The sequence below is a fragment of the Mucilaginibacter sp. P4_D1 genome, from assembly GCF_056401935.1.
This window is the reverse complement of sequence record NZ_JBFUIJ010000035.1, coordinates 1-26,864: the sequence shown is the minus strand read 5'-3', so window position 1 is coordinate 26,864 and position 26,864 is coordinate 1. Positions and strand designations below refer to the sequence as shown.

The 26,864-nt window shown below is 42.4% G+C and carries 18 protein-coding genes; 9 read left to right on the top strand and 9 right to left on the bottom strand.

Annotated features, from left to right (window positions below; all coding sequences use genetic code 11):
* Positions 1-3: 3 nt before the first annotated feature.
* From AC1DV1_RS23035 to AC1DV1_RS23025, 3 genes are all read left to right on the top strand, one after another.
* Positions 4-1,281 (top strand): hypothetical protein, encoded by a 1,278-nt coding sequence (locus AC1DV1_RS23035; protein WP_477364086.1) that lies wholly within the window; start codon positions 4-6, stop codon positions 1,279-1,281.
* Positions 1,274-2,149, top strand: coding sequence for a hypothetical protein (locus AC1DV1_RS23030; RefSeq protein WP_477364083.1), 876 nt, complete (start codon positions 1,274-1,276; stop codon positions 2,147-2,149). The genes AC1DV1_RS23035 and AC1DV1_RS23030 overlap by 8 nt, the downstream gene beginning before the upstream one ends.
* 368 nt (positions 2,150-2,517) lie before the next feature.
* Complete coding sequence (locus tag AC1DV1_RS23025; RefSeq protein WP_477364080.1) at positions 2,518-5,415, top strand: AAA family ATPase; 2,898 nt, start codon at positions 2,518-2,520, stop codon at positions 5,413-5,415.
* Positions 5,416-5,909: 494 nt separating this feature from the next.
* Here the strand turns inward: AC1DV1_RS23025 and AC1DV1_RS23020 are convergent, their stop codons facing one another.
* A complete protein-coding gene (locus tag AC1DV1_RS23020; RefSeq protein WP_477364077.1) occupies positions 5,910-6,590 on the bottom strand; it encodes a hypothetical protein in 681 nt (226 codons plus the stop codon).
* Positions 6,591-6,990: 400 nt separating this feature from the next.
* Here AC1DV1_RS23020 and AC1DV1_RS23015 point away from each other — a divergent pair, with 400 nt between their 5' ends.
* From AC1DV1_RS23015 to AC1DV1_RS22995, 5 genes are all read left to right on the top strand, one after another.
* Positions 6,991-9,894, top strand: coding sequence for a response regulator (locus AC1DV1_RS23015; protein ID WP_477364074.1), 2,904 nt, complete (start codon positions 6,991-6,993; stop codon positions 9,892-9,894).
* A gap of 163 nt (positions 9,895-10,057) precedes the next feature.
* The gene (locus AC1DV1_RS23010; protein WP_477364071.1) at positions 10,058-11,344 is read left to right on the top strand and encodes a serine hydrolase domain-containing protein; all 1,287 of its coding nucleotides are present in this window, start codon (positions 10,058-10,060) and stop codon (positions 11,342-11,344) included.
* Between the two features lie 10 nt (positions 11,345-11,354).
* A complete protein-coding gene (locus AC1DV1_RS23005; RefSeq protein ID WP_477364068.1) occupies positions 11,355-11,933 on the top strand; it encodes a cupin domain-containing protein in 579 nt (192 codons plus the stop codon).
* Between the two features lie 32 nt (positions 11,934-11,965).
* The gene (locus AC1DV1_RS23000) at positions 11,966-12,448 is read left to right on the top strand and encodes a YybH family protein (protein ID WP_477364065.1); all 483 of its coding nucleotides are present in this window, start codon (positions 11,966-11,968) and stop codon (positions 12,446-12,448) included.
* Positions 12,449-12,453: 5 nt separating this feature from the next.
* Entirely contained in the window at positions 12,454-13,293 is an 840-nt protein-coding gene (locus AC1DV1_RS22995) for a hypothetical protein (protein ID WP_477364062.1), read from the top strand.
* Between the two features lie 206 nt (positions 13,294-13,499).
* Here the strand turns inward: AC1DV1_RS22995 and AC1DV1_RS22990 are convergent, their stop codons facing one another.
* The 7 genes from AC1DV1_RS22990 to AC1DV1_RS22960 all read right to left on the bottom strand — a co-directional run bounded on the left by AC1DV1_RS22990 (position 13,500) and on the right by AC1DV1_RS22960 (position 25,186).
* Positions 13,500-15,824 carry a S9 family peptidase gene (locus AC1DV1_RS22990; protein WP_477364059.1) on the bottom strand — a complete coding sequence of 775 codons (2,325 nt, stop codon included), beginning with the start codon at positions 15,822-15,824 and terminating at the stop codon, positions 13,500-13,502.
* Between the two features lie 436 nt (positions 15,825-16,260).
* Entirely contained in the window at positions 16,261-16,899 is a 639-nt protein-coding gene (locus AC1DV1_RS22985) for a response regulator (RefSeq protein ID WP_477364056.1), read from the bottom strand.
* 215 nt (positions 16,900-17,114) lie between these two features.
* Positions 17,115-19,982 (bottom strand): sensor histidine kinase, encoded by a 2,868-nt coding sequence (locus tag AC1DV1_RS22980; RefSeq protein WP_477364053.1) that lies wholly within the window; start codon positions 19,980-19,982, stop codon positions 17,115-17,117.
* A gap of 209 nt (positions 19,983-20,191) precedes the next feature.
* Positions 20,192-21,220 carry a class I fructose-bisphosphate aldolase gene (locus tag AC1DV1_RS22975; protein ID WP_477364050.1) on the bottom strand — a complete coding sequence of 343 codons (1,029 nt, stop codon included), beginning with the start codon at positions 21,218-21,220 and terminating at the stop codon, positions 20,192-20,194.
* A gap of 371 nt (positions 21,221-21,591) precedes the next feature.
* The gene (locus AC1DV1_RS22970) at positions 21,592-23,319 is read right to left on the bottom strand and encodes a CocE/NonD family hydrolase (protein ID WP_477364047.1); all 1,728 of its coding nucleotides are present in this window, start codon (positions 23,317-23,319) and stop codon (positions 21,592-21,594) included.
* A gap of 89 nt (positions 23,320-23,408) precedes the next feature.
* Positions 23,409-24,107, bottom strand: coding sequence for a LytR/AlgR family response regulator transcription factor (locus AC1DV1_RS22965; protein ID WP_477364043.1), 699 nt, complete (start codon positions 24,105-24,107; stop codon positions 23,409-23,411).
* A complete protein-coding gene (locus AC1DV1_RS22960) occupies positions 24,104-25,186 on the bottom strand; it encodes a sensor histidine kinase (RefSeq protein ID WP_477364040.1) in 1,083 nt (360 codons plus the stop codon). Before AC1DV1_RS22960 ends, AC1DV1_RS22965 begins: the two co-directional genes overlap by 4 nt.
* A gap of 348 nt (positions 25,187-25,534) precedes the next feature.
* Between AC1DV1_RS22960 and AC1DV1_RS22955 the strand changes: the two genes are divergently transcribed.
* Positions 25,535-25,936 (top strand): RNA recognition motif domain-containing protein, encoded by a 402-nt coding sequence (locus tag AC1DV1_RS22955; protein WP_477364037.1) that lies wholly within the window; start codon positions 25,535-25,537, stop codon positions 25,934-25,936.
* A gap of 215 nt (positions 25,937-26,151) precedes the next feature.
* Here the strand turns inward: AC1DV1_RS22955 and AC1DV1_RS22950 are convergent.
* The coding region (locus AC1DV1_RS22950; RefSeq protein ID WP_477364034.1) for a response regulator transcription factor at positions 26,152-26,864 on the bottom strand (713 nt) is incomplete at its 5' end.

The following is a 26,864-nucleotide window of genomic DNA, read 5'->3' as shown; positions in this document are numbered from 1 at the left end:
TTTATGGACAACCTAATCCAAGACACCGTCAATTATAACAGTGCGTACATTAGCTTAAGTTTATTGGATGAATTAGATTACTGTCTTGGTGGCTATGGTAAACCAACGCCTGAATTTATATTTTCGCTAAATACGTTTATTGAATCATTTATTGGCTGTTCGGAATTTTATACCTCACTTGATGAACTCAATCATCTAAGTCTGACCGCCGCAGCAATCTTTCCCAGTGGCCGACCGATCCTGAACATGCTTGTCCGTGAGACTGGACTAAAATTTGTTAGTGGGGTTTTGGAAGCACCTTCACGAGTAATTTTCAAAATCGACCGGGAGGGTAAAAGTAAAAAAGAGGCTGAACAAGAATTCATCAGCCAATATGGCCGGAACTTGAAAACTGATTACTTCAGTCAGAGTGACGTGAGCAAAACAGTAGATATCCTACCGTTGGTTACAGGCGCATTTAACGAGGAAAAAGAATTTATTGTTTCTGAAGTGCGCACAACTACACATGCTTTGATTAGTAACCTGATCAGTGTTTCCAACACTTCCAGTATTCAGACGACCTTACCGATCGGGCTATTTGGTCAACAGGTTAACGAGATCCGGAAAGTGCCTTATTCTATCGACGCTTTGCAAAAACTAGCGTCGCTTCATCAAATTCAACTTGACGAACTTCTTCAAAATTTAGGCTATTCTTATTTGCCGATCCCCCCATTTACCAATATTCTACTAAGCCAACTCAATAATATTAGTGAAATCCCCGCTAAATTGATTCAATTACGGGCTGATTTTCAGGAATTACGCGAACGGTTCATCGCATTAGAACAGCGGATTTACGATTCTCCGACTATAAAACAACAATTAGAAGCGCGGCGTGCTTTTAACGATTTTTGGGCTACCTTCATCAAAAAGTATGATATCAAAAACCACCGATTAGTGCATAATCACTTGGATATTTTTCAAAATGCTGATCTGGACAAAAGCGCTAATAATTTAATCAAAACCAACCATTTGAAGGACGGCCTCAGCGAGATTAATTATGCCAAGATCTTAGGGAAAGCTGTTACCAAATCGATAGACTGGTTCAAAGACCGGCGGGTAATCAATCGTTTCAAAGGACTCACGAATATTTGGGAATTATTTCAGAACAGCACCAATATAACACAGCAGCTTAAACATTTTGAACGGCTTTTTGGCGTAACATTCAGCAATGCTGAACTCAACCGGGTACACCAATTCATTGGTCAAAAAATGAACAATTTACCAAAGGATGTCCATGCTTAACAGAACGTCTACTGGAGTATTCATTGCAGACGGTAATGGTTATCGTCAAGCGCCTGCTGAAATGGCCGCTTTATCTTTTGTCGGATGTGCAGAATATATGGGGTATCATCCAGATCAATTACTTTTTTATTATCAAAGCAAAAGCCAAAAGATAACGAATATCGCTTTTGAAATATTCACCCGAAACATCGTTTTTTTACATACAGATAAAAAGGTCACCTTTATTGATAGCCGGGAATTAAAAAAAGCCATGGAAGGATTTTCTGTAGCCAAATACTACACCAGTGGTGATATCATGCAGATTTTGGAATCCGGGATAGAAAATGAATCGCTATCGGCGGACTTCCTTGCCAAGGTTTTAAATCTTGCCAATGTTGCTCATAACGGCATGTTCTACTCTCCCAAGATCAAAACTTATCTTTATTTTACCAACGGAAAACTCAGCAACTTTCAATATGACGATGGTTTTTCAGTAAGAGCGAAAGAGTTAAAACAAGTAAACAAAACGATATATGATCTTTTAGCAAAAGCCGCTTATAAATATCGACCGAATGACGAATTCGGCGCGCAAAAAGAGATCAATATTCAATCTGAAGCTTGGGCGACAATCCCTGAGGCTTTTGGTAATGAATTCATTCCATTTCATCGCTACGACGGCGGGTTAGTGAACTTACACATGATCAAAGTTACTCATTATCAACATCCCATAAATCGAGCCGAATTTATGGATCTAAATTATGGCCGTTATCAAGTAATCACTGGTAACGGAACCGGCGACGTGGTCCTCCGCTTAAATCGTTTTAATTACCGTTTTAATCAAAGCGGCGATCTCATCAAATCTTGGTCATCCCCAAGCAATCATAAGTGAGCAGATATCTAAATGTTTTTATTCTTTTAAAATCCTCTGAATCATATTTACACGCCCACTATTAAAATAACCTTAACCCTTGGCTTCGCAATATTCCCGGATCAACCGCGCACTTCCTATCTTAAAGATTTTTTAGCGACCAACCTGGACTAGTACCGAGATGGAGCGGCTAATCTGACCTTTTATCAGGGCTGGGCCTAATTTCTGTATGACGAAGACCTACAGGCTGATAACCAGCTTGGAAGCCACCTTATATAATGACCTTGGTAACTTAAATTTCAATAATCCGTAGCCCAAGTCAATTTAATGAAGGCATCCAGAGTTAAAAGAATTATATATATTAAACACAAAAATAATAAATCTATAAAATGCCAAATTTAAAAGGATTAGGGTTACAGAACTTTAGAACTTTCACTATAAAAGAAGATCTTGAATTTGCACCGATTACCTTGATTACTGGAACCAATAATGCAGGAAAAAGCTCTGTTTTCAAAGCAATACAGTTCTTGGTTCATAATTTTGAAAATGGAATCGTTTCGGAAACCTTAGATTTTAAGAATATGAGGCATGAACTTGGAAATCTTGAACGTATTATCAATCGCGTCTCAATGGCGACATTCAAAAACTCAGAGGTTCCAAAAAATAATAGCATGTATTCCCGGCTTTCTGATTTTCGTAATGAAACCGGCGATGGTCCCAGTAGATTGCCAATTTTTGAAGATGACGAAGATTTAGTTTTTTCTTTTCCTATAACCATAGGAAGCGGTCGGGAGATCACTGCGTCATTTGAGATAAGATATGGTCTCAATCGTATAGTAAGGAATACTACACCTATTGAAAAATCCATATTTCACGGAATTAAAAATATTGCTGTTGTAAAGGATGGTAAATATCTGCATTGGTCTAATCTTATAGACTATACGCAGAGTTATGAGGACGGACCTTATTGGGATATGCAAACAAGTGTTGATCTGAAAAAAATCATCCAACTTCTCTTAGATGCACCTTTCATAAATAATGAAAATGAATATGAACCTAATCAAAAATTCGAAAAATTTCTCACTCTTGACCTTTTTGCGAGAATTAAAAAGTCCGGAAAGATCTATTTTGACTTACCATTTTTTAATAAGAAAATAGACGCTTATGAAGACTTTATAGAGAAACTAAGCGAAGGAAAATATTTATTCTCTGATTATTTAAAATTAGAGGAAGAGGAAAGAATTAAGCTCTTGGCAATAGAAGAAAAGGTCACTACCGAATTACTTTTTGGAAAAAGCAATAATCATAGCGAAGTTATAGAGAGTTTTAAAAATAGTTTCTCTAGCATTTTTGGCGGAATGGACAGAGATATCATTAGTGCAGAATTACGAGAAGCGTCATCTGATAAAGAATCAAATGCTAAAGAAGAAAAAAATATTAGAGATCTTTTCAAAAACCATTTGCCTCAAACAACGCCTAATAGCCAAATTTTCACAACATTATTAGGAGCCATTGAAAAAGATTTTTTAGATGCTGTCGGAAAAACCTTTGAAAGTTTGAAAAAGGTCTATTTTTTACCGACTACAAGGGGCRGAAATAGAGAATGGTTCATAGATGAACAGAATAGCGAGGACATTCAGATCGCAAGAGACTTTTCTGCTATATATCTGGAACATCATAAGCAAATTCAGAATTTTGTAAACTTCTGGATAGGAAACGGAGAGATCGATGAAAATGGACAGAAGAAACAAAAAGGTTTTAAGATCGGAAAGGAACTGTATGTTTTCAGAGACGAGACAATTGGTTTAACTAAAATTTTCCTGGTTAATTTTGACGGGTCAAAAACACCGCTTGTTGATTTGGGATACGGTGTATCGCAACTGCTCCCAATCATCATGCAAATTGCAATTGTCGCTCATAAGCAGCAGAGACAACATGAGTACAATCATAATTATCAAGATGATGAACATGAAAATGCAATCTATTTTAGCCCTTCGACTCTATTGATAGAAGAACCGGAAGCCAATCTCCATCCGTCCTTACAGTCAAAAATTGCCGAAATGTTGATCGATGCTGCCTCAAGATATAACATTCAGTTTCTTTTAGAAACGCATAGCGAATATCTGATTTACAAATTTCAGGAATATATCGGAAGGAAAGTACTATCCCCCGGTGATATTAAAATGTATTATTTCAATCATCCGAATGATGTTAAAGAAGGACTGAAAGAAAAATACGTCAATGAAGTGAAGATAGATGACGATGGTAGCATCGAATATGAAAAATATTTTGGTGAAGGTTTTTTTGACGAACAGACTAATTTGAAACTTAGTTTACTGAATATTCAGAGAGACCGTTTTATTGAAGATTATGTGTCAATAAACGAGAAATTAATAACGTCCGGCGAAGCACTTAAAGACTATGATGATAAAATTAATGAACTAAATCTTAAATTATCAACAACAACTTCTGGAAAGACTGAGTTGGAGAAACAGCTCCTTGAAATAAAAGCGCAAAAAGATCATAAAGAATCAGAACTCCAAACCCTTATAGAACAGCAAGAACGTAAAATTGATGAATACACGGCAAAAGCGGACTATTCTAATTATGTGACGGAAATTCAAACTATTATAGACCCAACTAAAATAGACAGTTCAAAAACGCTTCGCTATCTATCGACCGGTAAATTTCTACTGAAGACATTAGGTAGTGAAGCTGATTTCGCCCCTGTTGTAATACAATATGGCCGGGCGTTGGAATTTCAGATGATTAGATGGGTGAATGATTTCAAAATTTCCTTAAACCCGGTAGATAAAAATATCTTGAGTACCGAAGCAAATTATAAAGACAAATTAATTGATATCTTTAACAATTTGGGAATAGCTATGCCCAGCACTACTACCATAGGCTTTGATATTGGGGGAATCGATGAAAAGAAAATCGATTTTTACCATTTAAAGACCTTTACTAACAACACTGAAACAACGTATAAATTTGGAAATTTGACTCAAATCTTTGAATTATTTTACTTCATCTCTCCAGCAAGTAACACTATTTACAATTACAACTCTGTTCCTTTAATGGTTGCTTTTTCAGATTACCTGAAGAGTATTTGGAGAGATTATGATTCAGCAGAGAGATTGTTTGACACCTGTCGATACATATTAAATTTAAGAAACTGTGCCGGGCATACCTACAATGATACTATCTGTGCGAATGATGTTATAGATAAAAGTACAGCCGAAGATTACGTCGCTAAAGTCGAAGCTATTTTTGGTTGTTTGTAGAATGAGTTGAATTGCTGTAATTTTCTAATTGTAGATCTTATCTAAATTTTTTAAAACCGGTTGTGATTCTTGAAATTGAAGCCTTGTTGAGATCACCAAATCTTGGTTCATGCCTATGCTTATAGGACCATCTTCGCGCAAGTGTTGTGAGGCTGCCTGCGGGTGGATTACTTGTCTGAAACCCGGAAGATAATTTCATTGCCGGCACAATCTTCTGTCAAACCCCTTTTTTGGCGCAAGTGTTGCGCGGTTGCCCGCGGGTTGGCTCACTTGTGACTCTTGTAAAATATCGCATTGCAAGCACAAATCAGCCATAGCACCACACAACACCACGCCAAAATTGGGTATCATTTACCACAATAATCCATAAAAACTATTCTATCAATACAATAAATACAGAATTTTTCAGCCTGAATCCTTAAATTTCAAATAAAAGGAAGGCCAGGCGCCCGAATAAGGGAAACCTGCGATGAAGAAAGGGATACCTTAAAAATTTATACGCCCAGGGCAGGCAGTTCTACCGGTTTGTTGGTAACAATATTTTCTATCAGCTGTAATTGGGCAGGGCTTAGGCTTTTCAAATTTTCCTGGCTAAGGATGGTATTATTTATCTGGATATAGTTGTTTTGAGCGGTAACAACGGTGGCGGCCGGCTGTTTATCAATGGCGCCTACCATATCAAAATAAAGTTTGGCGGCCTTCATATCGCCGTTACTGGCTTGCTTAAATACGTTGGCCAATATTTTATGGCTCATAAATTTAAATTGCTCCATTTCGGCGGCAAATTCCGGTTGGGTTTTATATTCCTTAAAATGTTTGGCAACGATTTGGCGGCTCAGGCCGGTTTCCTGGGCTATATCGTTTTTAGTGGGCATAACGGCATACTGGCGCATAAAATTTTCAATGGCGTTGCTTATCGTCATGTGGTTGCGCTCCCAAATGTCGCTTTTGGTAGTTGCCTGCATAATGGGTTCTATTTTTTCTAACAGCGTGTCCCGTTCTACCCCTTTTGATTGCTCCAAAATTTCGGTAAGCCTGTTCTCAAAAAGCCGGTGTTCCTGCTCGTTAAGGTCGCCAACATCTGCCGCCGTTATCTTTTCCCTGGCCAGGAGCCCATTGATTTTGTCATTCGATGCCCTAAGCGATACGGAGGGCCTTGTTTTTTCGTTCGTCATGTTCTTTGATTTTAAATAGCAAGTTAGCAAAAATTATTGTAAAATACTAATATTTTTAGCACAAAATCTGTGTTAACCATGATTTTTCATAACTAATTAATAATCAATTAGTTGTAAAAAATATTTTGAAATTGTGTTAAGTTATGTTAACCATGTAATGGGGTTAAACCTGCTGACTATTTTCAACTTATGGGTGCTATGGGTGCCCAGTGCCGTGCAACACACTATTAGTTGTTATTAGATTTTTACAAGCTACATAATCGATAACGTCATAATAGCGCTGCTATCTATATTATATATTTGCCATTGCCTTCCCGATTTTAAAGTATTATTTTTGAGAAATAAGTAGTTGCCGGATATTTTTATGTATCGGAGAAATATTTTTCTATATAAGCACGTAATGTATTGCATGGTTTTGGTGTGCCTGGCATTATTGTGCCTTGTAAACCGGGCCGTTGGGCAACAAGCAACCATAATACGCAGCAGCGATTTTGGTAAACATAACCAGGTATTTCTTGATGATTCCCTTTGGTTTTTCCATCCCGGCGAAGTGCCGGGCGGTAGGTTGTCTGTAACCAATACAACGGGCTGGGATACTGTGCACAATACTGTTTTTGGCAAAACCGATGCGCCCCGCCACTGGCGGGGCATGGGCTGGTTTGGTATATGGGTAAAGGCCGATACCGGGCTGATAAACAAAAAACTATTTATCAGTATCAATCACGATGGCGCTTCTGAAATATTTTTTGATGCCAAACCCATAGGCGGTTATGGTAAAGTTGGCCACTCGGCACAGCAAATGGAGGCTATACGTGCTCCAAGGGAGCTGATTCCGCTTTGGATTACCGATACCCGCCCACATTTTCTCACTATCCGTTATTCAAATTTCTTTGGGGTTTATCCCGATTTTTGGGGGTTCCAGCTTTCTATCGGCGATTATTTGAAACGGGCCGAAAAAACAAGTGCCAGCAAAAAACTACTTGACTATTTGCCCATGTTTGCAGCCGCTCAACTTATATTGGGGCTGTTGCATTTTCTATTCTTCCTTTTTTACCCCAGGCAAAAACTCAACGCTTATTACGCGCTGTTTGTGCTACTGATAGGTATAAATGGCATTGCCGTTTACCAATTTTACCTAACGCCGTATCCATCGGTGCAATACTTTGCCGATTTTACTACGTTCGCCTGTAAGGTGCTCATTATGTGGGCGGCTGTATTATTACTTTACGTACTCAATTACCGTAGGGTGCCGCGGTGGCGTATGGTGGCCTTAACTGGTATTACGCTATTTTATCTTACAGAGTATATTTTAAAGTTTTGTTTTTTTAAGACAGGATCATGGAACGACTTTTTTTCGGTAGCCTATATGGTTTGCATGCTGGATGGATTATGGTCGGCAGCCCAGGTAATTAAGCGGGGGCAAAAGGATGCCTGGCTTATTGGCATAGGTGTAGGCACAATAATATTGGTTTATGTTTTTGCCTGGGATGATATGTTTACCATTTGGCCGTATGGGCTTAATTCCCTGCGTTTGTTTATAATGGGTGCTGGATCACTGGTATTGCCACTTTGTTTATCGCTTTATCTGGCGCTTGATTTTGCACGCACCAATCAAAAGCTTACGGCGAAACTGAGGGAGGTAGAAAATTTATCGGCCCAGGCCCTTGCGCAGGAGGCAGAGAAAACAGAATTGATAGCCACCGAAGCGCGGCGCCTTGAACAAATTGTGCAGCTGCGTACCGCCGAGCTAAAAGAACAAGCCGATAAGCTGCTGGAACTAGACGCGGTAAAATCGCGCTTTTTTGCCAACATTACCCACGAGTTTAAAACACCGCTCACATTAATCATGAACCCTGCCAAGGAGTTATTATATACGCCTACCGGCGATACCAATAAAAACCTCCGGCTAATTATTGCTAATGCAGGGCGCTTGCTGCAATTGATTAACCAACTGCTTGATTTAAGCAAGGTTGAAAGCGGTCTGATGGACATAAATCTTGCGCCTGTAGATTTAGTGGCGCTTGTAAAACAGCACACCCTCTCCTACGAATCGCTGGCTTTACAAAAAGGCATTACCCTCCATTTTACTGCCGACCAGGATGCCTTTTGGATATTGACCGACCGGGATAAAATGGACAAAGTGGCCCTCAACATACTGTCAAACGCGCTAAAATTTACCGACGAAGGAAAGATAGAAATTGCACTATATCAAAACAAGGAAGCCCAAACCAACGCCTTCGCGCTTACTATTAGGGATACCGGTAAAGGCATCGCCGCCGCTAAGCTGCCTTATATTTTTGCCCGCTTTTACCAGGCCGATCCGTCGGATACGCGATCGGCAGAGGGCACTGGGATTGGGTTGGCACTTACCAAAGAACTGGTTGACCTGATGGGCGGGCACATTGGAGCCGAAAGCATCGAGGGCTTATTTACCCAGATCCGTATAGATATGCCATTCCAGCTTGCCAACGCGGTTACAGAATCTATAACAGAAACCCAAACCGGCGAAGTATTTACACCCTTACCTGGTGAAGTATTGGTTGCCGATGAAAGCAGCCCGCTCATCCTGCTGATAGAAGACCATGATGAACTAAGGGAATTTATAAGGCAGTCGCTAGCCGGTAGGTATCGCTTAATTACCGCGGCAGATGGCGAAGAAGGTATAGCCCTTGGCTTGAAACACATCCCCAGCCTGGTTATTACCGACCTGATGATGCCCAAAGTAAGCGGCTACGAGCTGACCACGACGCTAAAAAATGATGAAAGAACCAGTCATGTCCCCATCATTATACTAACCGCTAAAGCCGGTTTGAACAACCGGATACAGGGTATTGAAACCGGCGCCGATGCTTACCTGACCAAGCCCTTTGAGCAGCGGGAACTGCTTGCCCTTATTGAAAACCTGATTACCGTACGCGAGCAATTGCGCCTGCATTACAGCACCCGCGACTTGTGGCTAAAAGATACCATTACCCTGCCATCCATTGAGCAGGATTTTATAGCCCGAATACGGCATGCTGTTGAAAGCCACCTGAACGAAGAAGGCTACAGTGCAGACCAGCTTGCTTCCGATATGGGACTTAGCCGCACACAATTGCACCGCAAACTAAAAGGTTTAATTGGCCAGGCCCCAGGCGAGCTCATCCGCATTGTTAGGCTGCAATACGCGCATGACCTGTTGGAACGCCGCGTGGCAACAGTATCCGAGGTGGCATATATGGTTGGTTTTGGCAGCCCTGCCAGCTTTTCGGCCAGTTTCTCGCGCCATTTCGGCTTTGCCCCGAGCAAAGTGGTAGAAGCCTGAGATTTAACTATTAATAATAGTTTTAAAGCAAAATTGTTTCCTGGCGATAAAAATTGCAACAAAATCAAAAGGATTTGCAACAAACGCGAAAGAATTTTTGAGCCTATTTATGTCCCTTTGATTTCCTATAAGGATTTACCATTAAACAACAAGCCTACTACCTATGAAAAAAATTTATAAATCCGGGATTTACTGCTTTGCGGTGGATATTTTAAAATTTACCAAATTAGTTGCGGTTGCCGGCATGCTGTTTTTTGCCGGCTGCGGCAAAGAGTCGGCCCCGGCAACTAAAACAGACACTGGCACCGGAACGGGTACAGGAGCTGGCACCGGGACGGGAACAGGTACAGGCACTGGCACAGGAACGGGAACAGTGGTTGACACCCTTACTCCCAGCAAAATTGCTGTAGCTGCTTTAGATGATGAAGTAAATACCTTTATGACTACTTATAACGTACCGTCAGTATCCGTAGCCATCACCAAAGGAGAAAAATTGGTTTACCTGAAAGCGTATGGCATAAGTGATAAAACTAAGGATACCAAAGCGGCGATCAGCGATCGTTACCGGTTAGCCAGTCTTTCAAAGCAATTTACCTCCGTGGCCATTATGAAATTGCTTGATCAGGGTAAAATAAAGCTCACCGACCAAGTATTTGGCGATGGCGCTTTATTGGGCAAAACCTATGGTACAAAAGCCTACGGCGCACATATTACCGATATTACAGTTGATGAACTGCTGCACCATACATCCGGAGGCTGGGGTAATGAAGTGAACGACCCGATGTTCAGTAACCCAACATTGACAGCTGCACAACTCATCACCTGGACTTTAGACAACCGCCCGCTTGACCATGTACCGGGTACCAATTACGATTACTCGAACTTTGGGTATTGCATATTAGGCCGCGTGATAGAAAAAATTACCGGGCAAACTTATGAAGATGCGGTAAAAACATTGGTGTTAACACCAATCGGAATTACGGATATGACTATCGGCGGAAACACATTTGCCCAGAAACTACCCAAAGAAGTTACCTATTACGGCCAATATGGCGAAGATCCTTACGCCTACAATATCAGCAGAATGGACTCGCACGGAGGATGGGTTGCCACCGCTGCGGACCTGGCCAGGTTCCTGGTTTATGTTGATAAATTTCCGGTACGTACAGACATTCTTTCTTCAACGGCGTTAACAACCATGTATACAGGCTCAACAGCCAATGCAACTTATGGATGCGGCTGGGGCATTGCAGGCAATAACTATTATCACACAGGAAGTTTACCCGGTACGGCCACTGAGCAGGCCCGCCTCGAAAATGGATTTAACTTTGTGATTTTGACCAATACGCGCAGTTTGAAAGTCAAATTTGACAATGACCTGGACCAGATATTCTGGAAAGCTTACGCCAAAAATCCAACCTGGGCCGCAGATGATTTATTCATTAAATAATCACTAAACTATGAAACGTAAAACTTTCCTCCGAATACTATCCGTAACCGGCACCGTTTTAGCCAGCCCGATCAACAGCATCGCCAAAAGTTATACCATGCTTAGGGAAAAAACCGGCTATAAAATAGATTCCGGGACCGACCGCTTCCAAAAACCTATTAAGCTGTTTGATGGAGATACTTTTTACACCAAAGTATCTGCCAACGACACCGATGGCGATTTGTATGTGTATGAATCATCGCGTGTAAAAAAAGGAGGCCCAAACCTGCACCTTCATTATAACCAGGACGAATGGTGGTATATTTTGGAAGGTGAGTTTGTAATAAAAGTGGGCGATAAAATGCACCATGTTAAGCCCGGCGACAGTGTGTTTGGCCCTCGTGGAGTGCCCCATGCATTTTCGAAGGTTGGAGAAGGTGTTGGGCGTATGCTCACTACTTTCCAGCCGGCAGGTAAAATGGAGGCGTGTTTTATAGCGATAAGCGAAGGGCAAATGAAAGGCAAGCCCGAAGCCGAGCAGGACGAATTCAGGAAACAGCACGGCTTTGAGCGGGTTGGGCCGCCAATTGACATCCTGAAAGCTTTTTAAACCCCAATCTATTTACCGTATAATAAATACCTATGAAATTCATTAGTTTTAAGTTAGTAATAGTTAGCCTGTGCTGGCTGTATGGCTTTAATGCCTACAGCCAGCAAACAGACACCACTAAGGAAAACCCGCAGATAAGGCAGCTTATTAAAAATTACGAAGATGCCTGGAACCGCCACGACCCTAAAGGCCTGGCCGATAATTATACCGTTGATGCCACCTGGGTAAACTGGTTTGGTGCTTATTATAAAGGGCGGGATGATATTCAATTTCATTATCAGCAAGTACACACCACGTACTTTAAAGCCACTCATTATTATACCCGCGCAGTTGAAGATATTACCTATCCGTATCCTAACCTGGCTATTTCGCACGTGCGTACAGGCCTAGATAATGACGAACGGTTTCCCGGCCAAATGTTTGAGTTCAGGAGAATGATTGTACTGGTAAAACGCGATGGTTCCTGGAAGATCCTCGCCGGGCAAAATGCCAAACTGGAAAAAGGAATAAAATAATTGACATGTATAACGATTCTACCACATGTAAACAAAAACTGAGCCTGGCATACCTATGGCTTGTTCCACCGGTAACGATGGCTATTGGTTTTGGCATAGGTTCGGTAAGTTATAAATTTTATTTACCCATTTGGGGGTTAAATGCCTGTCTGATGATCTTCTCCGCATATAACCTTGGTGTACACCGGCTTTGGAAACAAGATGGAACAGGCAGGCAACAGGTTATTACCGCGCTGTTACTATTTATACCATGGTTGTTATTTTCCATCTTTGCGGGCATGGGCCCGCCACCGGCAACACTGCAGGGCTGGGTTAATACCGCTGCCGAACAGCAAACACGCTACACGATCCTTATAGCAGGCGGAATTTTACTTTTGTTGGGTGCCGCCCTGCTGAAAACCCGTTTGCAAGAAGCAGGCGAAAACCTGTATTCGGTATTAGCATTTGCAGTGCTGAATATAGCCATGCCCCTTTTTATCATCAATATGGCATTCTGGGGTTATTACCTTACCGATGCTTTCCGGGTATTTGCTGCAAGCCCCACCGCGAAACGCCCGGATTTGTACGTTGCCATAAAAAGTTTATTTTATGTGATCAGCGTGGCCGAAGTTATATTGTTTTACCTGGGCATCCTCCTTTTTGCGGTGGCGCTCAAAATAACTGGCTCACTTAGCAAACCTGCATCCCGTTGGTATATAGGCTGCAGTTTAATTGCCATTTTGCTGGACCTAATACCTCCTTCCTGGCCAGAGCCTTTTGGCACAGCAGGCTACCTGGTAGCTATTCCCGCCATTCCTTTTGTGATGTATTATCTTATTGGGGTGTGCTTACTTCGTCGATGGTAAAATGGTACACTTATAGTTTTGTGCTGCTTAACTTTGCCTCATGGCCGGTATTGAATATAAATCTGGCCTACAAAAAGTTACAGCATTGAAGTAACAATAGGGAAAATATAGTGTTTTAAAAGCCAGTTATTAAAAAACATAAAGCCCTTGAACTATACGAAGCTTTTAGTTTCGTATAGTTCAAGGGCAATACTTTTTTTTCAAAATTATTGTATTTTATTCCTCGGATCTGTCTTGGATTTCAATACATATTCGTGCGGTGTTTCAACACCCAACAGGTTTTTCACAAAGTAATCCCAGCGGCGGCGCATCATGTAAGGCGAGTAAGGGCCATAACCATGCGGCATGTTGGGGAATACTACTAAATCATAGTCTTTATTGGCTTTTTCCAACGCTTCAATAACCAAAAGGGTATTGTATGGCGGAACGTTATTGTCCATTAAACCGTGGGCCAGCATTAGCTTGCCTTTTAAGTTTTTGGCATAAGTTTCATTGGCGTGGGCGGCATAATCAGAGTTTGATACCAGGCCATCGTATCGTTCGCCCCAGTCATCCTCGTAGTTACGATTGTCATGATTGCCAGATTCGGAAATACCCACCTTAAAGAAATCCGGGTAACGGAACATGGCCGCAGCTGTTGCAAAGCCGCCGCCCGAGTGGCCCCATATGCCTACTTTATTGGTATCAATAGGGTATTGTTTTGATAATTGCCTGATGCCAGCAATCTGATCCGGCAAGGTATTTTCAGACATGTTACCGTAGCTCATGTCGTGGTAACTTTTTGAACGCAGCGGGTTACTGGTGCCTTCAATTACTACCACAATAAAACCCAGTTCGGCTAATGCCTGGTTATCGCCTCTTGAAGCCACAAACGACCAGCTGCCTACGCTCCCGCCCTGCGGGCCCGGGTATATGTAATCAATAACCGGATATTTTTTACCGGCATCCATGTTAGTTGGCGTAAAAATCAGTCCGTAAATATCAGTTTTACCATCACCGGCAATCAATTTAACCGGGGTCGGCGCTTTCCAGCCGGTAGCGGTTAGCCTTGATACATCGGCTTTTTCCAGGTTGGTTATCAGCTTACCATCCATACTGCGTAAAACGGTAACAGGCGGAACGTCTGGTTTAGAATAGCTGTCAACAAAATAACCGCCACCTGGCGATAATGTAGTATTGTGGTTGCCTTCTTCGGGTGTTAACACCGCGAAGTGTTTACCATCAAATCCAGCTTTACATAACTGGCTGTAGTATGGGTTCACTTTTTCAAGGCCACCGGCAATAAAATAAACTGTACGGGTTTTCTCATCAACTTTTAATACCCGGGTTACTACAAAATCGCCTTTGGTAATTTGATTTTTTACTTTACCGGTGGCTGCATCGTATAAATACAAATGGCCCCAGTTGTCGCGCTCAGAAAACCAGATGATCTCGTTGGTTTTGGGTAAAAACTTCCAGTTGATAGCTCCCCAGCCCGATTCGTACTGAGTTTTAACGGTTTCTTCAAAAATCTCTTTAACGGCGCCAGTTGCGGCATCGGCAATGCGGAATTTCTCGTTTTTATGATCACGCGAGGTGGATACAAAGGCCAGCTTTGAAGCATCAGCGCTCCAATCCACGTCATCAAATGTGCCGCTGCTGCTGATGTCGTCGCTCAGGGTAGCACGGTGTGCATCTGGCGGCACCTGCAGGGTAATTACCTTAGGATGATCCACTTCAATAATCACCCTGGTTATCATCGCAATTTCATCGCCCGGCAAAGGGTATTTCCATTGCTTCAATACCGGCTTGCCCACGTTGGTGGTAACCAGGTACATATCGCTTACCTTACGCTGATCCTGCTTAAAGGTGGCTATCTTCTTTGAATCCGGTGACCAGCGTAAAATTGCCGCGTCGGAGTTTTGCCAACCGGCATTATCTGTGGCGTAGCCAAAATCTTTAATACCGTCGGTAGTTAGCTGGGTTTGGCTGCCTGTTTTTGTATCGCGCACCCAAAGGTTGTAATCTTTGATATAGGCTGCCCGGCTGCCATCTGGCGATAATACTTCTTCTGTTTTGCCCCTGCGTCCGCCAGGCTGCATGCGGCCGTGTTCCTGTTCCACGCCGGGAGTAACCAGGTCTGTGGCCAGGTCATACTGCCAGTGTTTATCGGCTGCCGTAAACATTATTTTTTTACCATCGGCCGAGAAGCTGATGGTTTGAAAAGGCAACATATTACCATCGTATTTGTTGCCCGAAGCCCCCGAAAGCAGCTGGGCCAGTTTTTGATGGTCAAAGGCTGCTTCGCGTGTTTTCTTAACCGGATCAACCAATACAAACTCGCTGCCTTGTGCAGTGAGTACGCGGTACCAGAATTTATCGCCTGGTAACCAGTTAGGCCTTACATCGGCCCGGTCAACAAACGGGGCGGTATTATAGGACATGAAACTTTCGGCATGTTCATAATCCTTTGTGGTTAAGGGGTTACCCTGCTGGGCATACGCCGACATAACCCAGGCAAACGCCGGAATGGTGAGTAAATATTTATTCATGAGTGTCAACTTATGTTTAAAGCGCAAATTAATGCTTTTTTTTATTTGAACGTGTTTAAAGATTGTTACAGAGCGGAAAGAATTAAGAGGCAAGAATCAAGAGTTAAGACTTTTGGATGTAAGGGCTAAAGGCCGATGAGATGAGTGTCGAACTTAAAAAGCCGGCCGGTCATTTAACCGGCGGGCTTAACTATGTAAAACTATAAAGAAAACTAATAATGAGCGGCTGGCAGGAAAACGTTGTTAAACAGTTTCCTGCTGGTATGGCCGCATGTTTATGATATAATAAGGGTAAGGGATTGACTTTTATTAAAAAGTTGCATTAAAAACAAACCTCTTCCGTTTAATACACGCTATTTGATATCAAATGTAACACCTGCTCAAGCAGTATAAATAACATGTTTGGGGTATTTTTCAAGAATAGTGTATGTGCCCTTCAATAGGACGAGTTTTTGGAATTAAACTCATTAACCAACTGTATGCGGCTATTAATCTGGAGTTTGCGGTAAATATTTTTAATGTGCTGCCGTACGGTATCGGGCGAGATGAATAAGCGATGGGCTATTTGTTTATAGGTATCGCCAACAATAAGCAATTTGGCAACTTCCTGCTCGCGGGCGGTTAACTGTTCGTTACTTTCGGGCTCGGCAGCCATGGGCTTTGCAGCAAAATAAGCCACAACTTTTTTGGCCACCACGGGGCTCATAGGAGCACCGCCATCCAACACATCTATAATGGCCGCCTTTAGCTTTGTTAATGGAGTGTTTTTTAACAGGTAGCCGCTTGCACCCGCCTGTAATGCTTTGAATATGCGGTCCTTCTCTTCATATACCGTTAACATCAGGATATTTACAGCCGGCCATTTTTGTTTAATGCGGAAAGCGCCTTCAATCCCTGTCATGCCCGGCAGCTCTATGTCCAGCAGGATAACATCGGGACTACGATTTTTGGCTGCCATAAATTCTTCGACGCTGCCATAGCATTGCACATTGCCAAACTCGGCCTGCATCTGCAGAAACTGCGCGACACTGTTCCTGATGTAAACATCATCTTCAATTACCGAAATGGCTATCATACATCGTAAAGTTGTATAAAAAAACTGGCTGCTTATATAACATGATTAGGGTATCTTTTGAATTGAGTCGGGAAAGTCCGGGAAGTCCGAAAGTCCGGAAGAGTAAAAGTTGCAAATTTGGTAAGGGTTGCAAATTTTGAACCTGGCAACTTCCCCACTTGGGACCTGCTGACTTCCCAACTTTTGGACTTCACTGACTTCCGGACTTCCTCCCCTCACCACTTTTTCATTTTTATAATCACCAGAAACAGGTCCCCCCCGGTAACAATATTAACGCTGCCTTTTATCCTTTCGGCCCGCATTTTCATGTTTTTTAGGCCCTGACCAGTATAATTACTTGTTTTTGTTTGCGCGTTGATGGTGTTTTTTATGGTGATGGTCATACCCGACGTGCGATTTTTCAACTCAATCCAAACTTCGGGATGGTGGTTGTGCTTTAAAATATTATTGATGGCCTCCTTAAATATCAGGTAAACATTTTGTCTTATCAGCTGCGGCAGGTCTACAACCTTATCAAGCCCGGTTGCTTCAAAGTGTACCTCGGCATTGTCCTCCAGCATCACAAAGGCATGCTGCCTCATGCGTAGCAACAAATCTTCCTTGTTATCGTTACGCGCATCTATTGACCAAATGATATCAGATATGGATGCGATAGCGTTCTTGCTATCGTCCGAAATATGTTCAATTACCTTGGCATCTGCCGACTGCCTGATGTGCATGAGCTCGCTGCTCATAGATATCCGGGTAAGCGCGCTGCCAATTTCGTCATGCAAATCGCTGGCTATAGTTGTACGTACCAACTGTTCTTTACGGATTTGATCCAGCCTTGCCAGCCAGGCCGCGTATATTAATAGCCCGATGATGGCAATTACAACCACATCAAAATACCAGGTTTGATAAAAATGCGGCACCACGATGATGGTTTTGCTAAGCCAGTAACGCGAATTAACAGCCGATGCAAACCGGGCCTGCAAAGTATATTTACCTGGGGACAGGCTGTAGAAGCTAATCTCGTCGGCAAGGTCGGCTTTACGCCAAGTGCTATCCAGTTCGCGCAGACGGAAAAGAAATTTACCCTGGTGCCAAATATTATTGCCGGCAAACTTTAAGCCCATAAATACATCGCCTGGATAAAGGGTGATACCGGGTTGTTGGTAGGCAAACAAATTGGTTTCGCCAGGCAACACACCGTTTGATCCTTTTTTGAAATAGGAAAGCTTAACCATATCGGCCTCCTTACTTTTGGCCAGGGAGTAATGCTCCATATCAATAAACAAAAGCCCTCCTACTCCGCCCATAATCAGCTGGTGGCGCGTTTCGTCGTAAAAAATAGCCGAGTGATTAAGTTCCTGGCTGTACTCTTCATAATCCGGCGGGCTTATGACCAGCATACCGGCATGGGTATCAAAAACGCTAAGACCGCCGTTGGTACCGGCAAAAATGAGCCCGTTAGCGTTATACAACGAGTAAACAAACTCGCCGGCAAGTCCGTTGCTAAACCTAACCTGGTTTAGCACTTTACCGCCGAAGTTTATTTTCACCAGGCCGTTGGCGGCAGTACCCAGCCAAACGCCATCCTTTTCGGGGAGCATGCTATAAATGGTCATTCTACCCGTTTGCGGATAGATCCTCTTTAACACGGTATCATTTTCAAGCCTGAATAAGCCATTAGCACTGGCTATCCACCATTGGTTATTAATCTTTTTTATCTGCTTAACAAACCCCAGACTATCCTTGCGGAAAAGTTTTTGAAGCTGCCATTGTTGGTTTGCTTGTTTTGATATTCGGTACATGACAAACGCGGTACCGGCCAAAAAACTATCTCCATCCTTTGCCAGGCTAAAACCATAGGTACGCTGGCTGGGATTGCTCAAAAAGGTCATTTGATCGGTATCGGTATTAAGTGTTGCAAAACCCACCCCGCCCTCAATCCCTAATAAAAGCGAATGATCATCAATGCGGCTGATGCAGTAAACCACATTAGTACTTACTTCATGAATACTTCCTGTAGTGTCAACCGCAAAAAAACCGCCATAAACGCCCACATATAGCTTGCCGTTAGCCATCCGGTAAATGCTGCGTACACTTTTCTTTTTAAAAAAGCCGCCAGTTGCCGCGTTCTGTTTGTTGTTATAGCTATTGCCCGCATCGGCAATCAATTCAAAAATACCCCGGTTGGTGGCTACCAATAATTTATCTGAATGAATTTCGGGGGCAATATTTTTAACAATATCGGCCTGCCCCACAAATGGCGACTGCTGTATTTTAAAAAACCGGGAATCGGCTTGCAGGGAGCCTGCTTCGTCCTGTAGTAATATAAATTCATCGTGCAATAAACATATCATGGCTATACCATCGCCCTTGTATACATACACCTGCTGCAGCGTTTTTTTGTCGAAGATGATAAAGCCATTACCAAATTTATCCAATATATATTTTGATGATACCAGGATAGCTTTTGATTGTGTAAACTTAAACGATGGATTACCCTGCACCTTAACCGTATCGCCCGGGCCGGCAAAAAAATGGCCATCTTTTAAACGGGCAATTTTTTCGTTGTAACAAAGGTATACGCTGCCATCGGCATCAACTTTAAAATTTTGCAGCGTTTCTTTGCCCAGCCAATGAACTATATTGGGATCTTTTTTTTCTTTTATCACCATTTGATGCGCAAAAAACCATTTTTGCCCCCTGCGGCCATAAAACTCAAGTTCACCTTTCGGGGTTTTATAAAAACCTGCCGGTGGCGTATCTATCTCATATTTAATTAGCTGTAAAGTTTTTGTATTGTAGGTAAATAAAAGGCTTTTGGCATCCTCTTCAAAAAAAATCAGCAAATAATCGTCATGGGCATAAATGTAATCGGGCACGGCACTTTGAGGCAAATCGGCATAATGAGAGTTAAAAGGCTGCACAGTTGTACCATCAAACCGCCAAATACCCTGGCTGTTGATAAACCATATAAAGCCCTCTTTATCCTGGGTAATATCTTTTATTTCAGAATATTTAAAAGGTGCCGGAAGATCTATTTTTTTTGCATGGTAATACGACTGGGCGCCGGCATTAAAAACCACGCCTGTCATCAAAAAAATAATTATGGGCAGTAATTTAAAAAACTGTAAAAAGGATCGGCTGGTATTGGCTAACATATTTACTCAGGGGCATTTAACACCTCTAAAATATAATATTTAACCAACTATTTTATGTCCCGTATATATTTAACAAAAAGATCAAGACAGCCTGATGCAGTTCAAGTCAAAATTATTATTGAGGGTTGCAGGCTTTGACAAAATCACTTTCCGTTCACTTCCATATCGGCAGTATACACACCCATTTTGGCTGCGCTGTTACAGGCTGCGCGGTGTACTAATGCACGTTGGGCAGCAACAATATTTTCGTCGTTTCCCTTCCAAAGTTCCAGCGCAGGTTGCTGTATCGCCCGCGAAAAAGAATAGGTAAGCACCCAGGGCATCACATCGCCAAAGCGGGTATGCATTCGGTTTAAACGCTCGGATGCAAGCGCGGCCGATTGCCCACCCGACAGGAAAGCTATTCCCGGTACCGATGCCGGTACCGTTTTTAAAAAGCATTTAACCGTTGCTTCGGCCACTTCATCGAGCCCCGGTTTTTCGGCACTGTCCTCTCCCGGTAATATCATATTAGGTTTCAGGATCATGCCTTCCAGGTCAACACGGTGCTGGTATAAGGCGTTAAAAACAGCATGTATTACCTCGGTAGTAACCTCCGCGCATCGTTGCAATGAATGATTGCCGTCCATCACCACTTCGGGCTCCACTATGGGTACCAAACCAGCTTCCTGGCAAAACATCGCGTAGCGGGCAAGAGTATAAGCATTTGCTTTGATGCAGGTTGATGACGGGATATCGGCACCTATAGTAATAACAGCCCTCCATTTGGCAAAACGGGCTCCCATTTGATAGTAATTTTTTAAACGGTCGCCCAGGCCGTCTAAGCCTTCGGTGATCTTTTCGCCGGGGAAACCCACCATGGGAATGGCACCTTCATCAACTTTAATGCCCGGAATTATCCCTTTACCCTTCAAAATATCTATGAACAGCGTGCCATCGGCAGTACTTTGATGGATGGTTTCATCAAACAGGATTGCACCGCTAATGTATTCCTCCAATCCTGGCGCGTTTACAATCAGATCCCGGTATTTGCGGCGGTATTCTTCGGTTTGGGGAATGCCCAGTTCCTGGAAACGCTTGTTACAGGTGGTGGTGCTTTCGTCCATGGCCAGCAAGCCTTTATTGCCTTGCATTAGTTGGTAAGCAATGGTTTTTAATGTCGATGTATCCATAATCATCCTTGTGTTAAGCAGGTATAACAACTAACACTAATAGAGCCCGACTTGTTTTATAATTGAGAATATGCTGTTTTTTTTGACGCAATATTTACGTGCAGTGCGCTGTTCGTAAATRTGACCCGCTGATGCCGGAACAAAAAACGGCCACAACAGATGTTAATTAATTAACAATCAAATATATTGGCCAACAACAGGCACAAATATTTGGATGCTAAATTGGGCGATCATTTTAGTGTTAACCATGATTAAATATAAAACATTGATTATCAAATAATTATAAATAAAATATCTGAAATATGTTAAGTTATGTTAACCCAATTAGATGCGTTTGCCCTGCGTGTGCGACACAGTTTGTCGTACGGCTATTATTTTGATACCGGCACCTCTATATAGCTGCTGTTGTACCATTTTACTTTAAGTGGTGTTTTGGCATCGTTAATATTTTCAAAGCTTACATCTTTGCCGGTACCATAGTTAACCTGGCAAAAATTATTTTTGTTTACGTTGATAATCACCAACAAACGGCTGCCTTTGCGCAGTTGCCTGCTTACCACCTTGGTGTTTGAAAACGGTAGCATTGTTATTTTGCCCGGTTGAAGCAGTTTTCGGTTGCTGATATCCCACGAATAGCTGGCCCGCCCCAAAAAGTAGGTAAGCTCAAAATATTCGCCGTTGGGCATCACTTCATAAAGCACTACGCTATAGTCAAAATCCTTCTTGTTGATAGCAGCAGTAATTTGGCCCAGGAAAGCGCCGTTCACAATAAGCGGATGTTTTAAACTATCGCTTATGAAAGTAAAACCGTTGCTGTAAATATCTTTTTGAATAATGGGGAACGGATAAGCGTAATTATTGGATGTAGTACGGTCGGCAAAGTCAACTTCTTGTTCAAGATATGCTGGTGTGATTGGTTTTTGGAAGGATAACCTAAACTGATCATCTTTTTTTACATTGCTGAGGTAAAGCCGGAGCATGCTTTGGTGCATTTTATCCAGAGATTGGGCATGGTCCCAGCGATTGGCGCCCATAACCTCGTAGTTGATCCTGTCTTTGATGATGGCCGGCTTTTTGCCTTGTTTCATGATATAATCAAACCACTCAAAAGTAATTGCTTTGGTGTTGATGATAGCTACCGAATCAACCTGGTAGCCCCGTAAAACACGTTCTCCCCCTCTTTGTGTGCCAAAATGATCATACGGGCCAAGTACCAGGTAATAGTTGGCCCTGGGGTTGTATTTGGCCAACTGGCGCAGGTAATACAAGCCGGATGTTTGCCCGTCGTCATAATAACCATCAAAAGCCAGCACCGGGATATTGATTTTTTCAAATTCCTTACCGTAGGGAATCATGGATTGCCAGTATTTATCAAAACCTGGGTGCTTAAGCCAGCGTTGCAGCCATTTATTTGGTGCATGGTCAACACTATCAATTTTATTGTAGGCCGCGCCACTTTGATACCAGTTTTCGCTCAAATTACGCCAGCGCTGCTGGTTGTTGTAGGTAGCGGTATCGAGGTATTTATTATTGCTTACGTAAAAGGCCCAGCCATAATTGGCGTTAATGAACACGTTATTTTCCATAGGCAGCCCCATGCCAGGAATTGCCGAGACATAAGGCACAATGGTTTTAAGCGCCGGATGCACTTTATATTTTAAACCCGCCCATTGCGCAAAGCCCGAATAACTGCCCCCATACATCCCCACTTTGCCGTTGCTCCAGCTTTGTTTGCTTATCCAGTCAATCACCCAATAAACATCTTCTGCATCGTGCTCATAAGGTACTACTTCTTCGGGGCTTAAACGCTTGCCACGTACATCGGCCACTACGCCCACGTAGCCATGATCGGCAGCGTATTTGGCTTCAGTCAAACTTCTTTTAGTATCCGAGTAAATAAAAAACAGCAATGCCGCAGGTTGCGGCCCGGCTAAATCGCGCCGGCGCACAACAACAGCCGATAACGTATGCCCCTGTGGGGTTTTAATAAGCACGCTATCATTAATAACATACTTTTCCACGCCGGCATCAGGCAATTTTTGGGCAAAAAGAGTTGCCCCCTGGCTTATTAAAGCCAGCAATAGCATTAGTTTTTTCATGATTTTTTTGTTTAAAGCTGAAGGCCTAAAGCCCAAAGCCTGTTGTTTTTTTGTTTCTGCTCAATGCATTTAGCTTTCTGCCTTATGCTTTAAGCCTTCAGCTTCCCCTTGAACTTTACAGATTGCCTTTCCGACACTTCAACTACCTGCCCGTTTTTTAAACTGATTTTCAGCTTTCCGCCTGGCAGATGGCTAATTTGATCGATAAAGGCCAGGTTGATGATTTGCGCCCGGTTTACCCTGAAAAAAGTGGTTGCGTCCAACCTTTCTTCCATCTGGTTTAGTGAGCGTTTCAGGAATGTTTTTTTATCGCCAAAATATAATACCGCGTAATTGTCCATCGATTCAACCAGGTGAATTTCATCTGTTTTTAAAAAATAGCATTTGCTGCCGTCTTTTATAAAAATCTGCCTGTTATCTGTGGTTGTGTTTAGCTTAGCCCTCACTTTTTCCATTGCTTTGGCAAAACGTTCATCACGGATAGGTTTTACCAAATAATCAAGCGCATCAGCCTCAAATGCTTTTACTGCATATTGGTCAAAGGCGGTAGTAAAAATAACTTCGGGCACCATATCCAGCATTTCCAACAAGTCGAACCCCGATTTTTCGGGCATTTGCACATCCAGGAACACCAATTGAGGCTGATGTTTTTGTATTAAAAGCTTTGCATCATCGGCATTTACTGCCTCGGCAACAATTTCTACATCAGGGTAATAACTTAGCGCCGTCCTAACCTCTTCGCGGGCAAGTCGCTCGTCATCCACAATAATCACCTTTATCTTTTTCATGATACCGGCATAATAAGTGTTGATGAAACTTTATCGCCATATGCCTCCTCCATTACAAAACTGGCCTGGTTTTGATATTGTAGCAGTAAACGATCTTGCAGGTTTTTTAAACCAAGCCTGTGCTCGTTACCTACAGAAATGAGCCTGCCGGGGTTTAAAACGGTGACATGGATTTTTCCGTCGGTGTTTTTTATAGTTATTTTAATTTCGCCGCCATCTTTCTGTTGCGCAATACCGTGTTTTACAGCGTTTTCAACCAGTGTTTGAATGCTTAGCGGAGGTATTAAAAAATGTTGTATCCCTTGTTCCATATCAACGGAGAACTGCAATCTTTCCTCAAAACGGATTTTTTCAAGCTCCAGGTAATCACTCACCAAATTAACCTCGTCATGTAAGGATATAAGCCTTGCATGACCGCCATACAAGGTGGCGCGCAGCAAATCGGACAGTAAATCTATAGCCCGCCGGGCTTTGGCCGGGTTGGTATTTGTTAACGCTTTAACACTATTAAGAGCGTTGAAAAAGAAATGCGGGTTAAGCTGTGCCGATAGTTGCTGCATCTGCGCATCGCGGGCAACTACCTGTAAACGGGCATTATCAGTAGCGGTGCCAATCTCCATCAGCGCATAATGGTACAAGTGAAAAGCCAGTACCCAAATGGCCATCAATCTAATACCTGTGGCCAACAGCACCACGTAGTTTTGACTAAAAAAAGCCCAAAAACTCTCGCTGTAAGCAAATGTAAAATAATAGCGAGCTGCGTACAGCTTAACAGTAACCAGCAGCATGTAACATACACCCATTAAAAGCACCGCCGGAATAAGGCGCACAGCCATGTTTTGCACTTTTAAATGAGTGTAGTTAAACCTATGTGCAAAGCAATAATAAGCATGGGTAATCAGGATGCCAATGTCGATATCAAGCACAAAATGAATCAGCGCAAGCGTGTAACTATATTGCCCGCTATGGCCGCCGGCATACATTTGCATCCAGGCCGAAAAACCCCAGAACAAACCAGCTAACGACCAACCAATGAGCTGACATGACCAATATAACGATATGTTCTTTTTCTGTTTCACTGTTGATGATTCGCTGCTTAACAAAACAAACCAACAAAAACTATTTGGTAATATAAAGCAAAAATACATGAGCGCGGCTGTTTGGGGATAAACGGGAATTTAAAGCCAATCTTTGGTTTTCCGGATCAGTTTAGCGCATGTGCGATAAAGCTTTTACATTTTTAACTTAACGATTTTGAGGGCGAGGACCAGGCAAACCTACTGTTAACCAATAATTTCTGATTTGATAAACTCGGATACTCAGCGCTCATCAAAAAAAATATTCAGAATTTTAGCTATTAATATAAAACGAAACCGATATTCGTTGGTTATTGAGTAACTTTAAATCTAAATAAAGCATTAAAGCTAATGGTGAAATTATTTGTCGGGGGATTCCCTTTGGACATGACGGAACTTGACCTGGTTAAAATAATTAACCTGCATGGGGAAGTGAGTACGATTAAGATAGTACGGGATAAAAAAACGAGGATTTGTAAAGGCTATGCCTTTTTAGAAATGAAGGACCGGGAAGGTGCCGAAAACGCAGTAATTGCCTTAGATGGCACCCCTATGGGCGACAGGACACTGAACGTAAAGATAAACGAGGAAAACGCGGTAAAGCCGCCACCACCCAAAAGAAACTTTGGAGGATATAACAGCACTAATAACCGCAGTGGCAGTGGCAGCAGCTACGGCAACAGTAGCAGCAATTATAAAAGACCTGTTGCAGGCGACGCCCCAAAAGCCAAACGGCCAAGAAGAGCGACATAAAAATACCGTGTGAACTTTTTAGTAAAACTTTCATTTTAATAGCCTGGCATTCAACTCCGTGTTATTGCTTTAAACGGCATAGTTTGGCGCTATGCTGTTTAAACCTTTTAAGCCCCGTCATGGCTATATCCTTTTCGATTTCAAACTCAAAAAGTCAAAGTCAAATTATTTAGGTATCGATAGTGGATTTGCCTACATGTAAGCCCTCCAACCCCTCAAACCAAATCAAACGCCCGCGCGTATTGCGATAGTTCAAAAGATGTGTTTGCCTGTAGTTTATGCTTGATGTTTTTGCGATGCGTATCAACCGTACCTACGGCTATAAATAATTGGTTGGCTATTTCGGGAGAACTTTTACCAAGTACCATCAGGCGTAAAATTTCACACTCGCGTTTAGACAGGCTGGAAAACTTGCTTAAGTTTTTTCGCAGAAACGTATTTTCATCCAGCATTCGCTCCACTTTGGCGGTAACGTGCTGCACAGGATCAACCTTAAAAGCCATATTAATCACCAGTAAAGGGAGGCCTTCATCATCGCGCATTAAAATTTTCATGGTACTTAAATGCCAAACCCATTCTGGATTACCATTTATTTTTACCTGCTGAAAAAATGTAATATCCTCGTCGGTATTTCTTTCAACCATACCTTTCACCTTCGGCACATAAGTATCTGCATCTTCGGGGTTAAAGTATTTTGCCGTATAATCGGAGGTAGAATAGCTTCTAAATTCGGCTAAAGTTATACCCAGTTGGTTTAACCCATTTTGGCACATGTATTCCAATTTAAAATCGGGCATCCGGTGTATAATGGTTACACCCGGCAGCAGGTTGGCAACAGCGTGTATTTTATCAATCTCGGCTTGAATTTTCAGTTCCAAATCGGGCAATTTATTCATTGCGATATCATAATTAAGGGATGGCAATATAA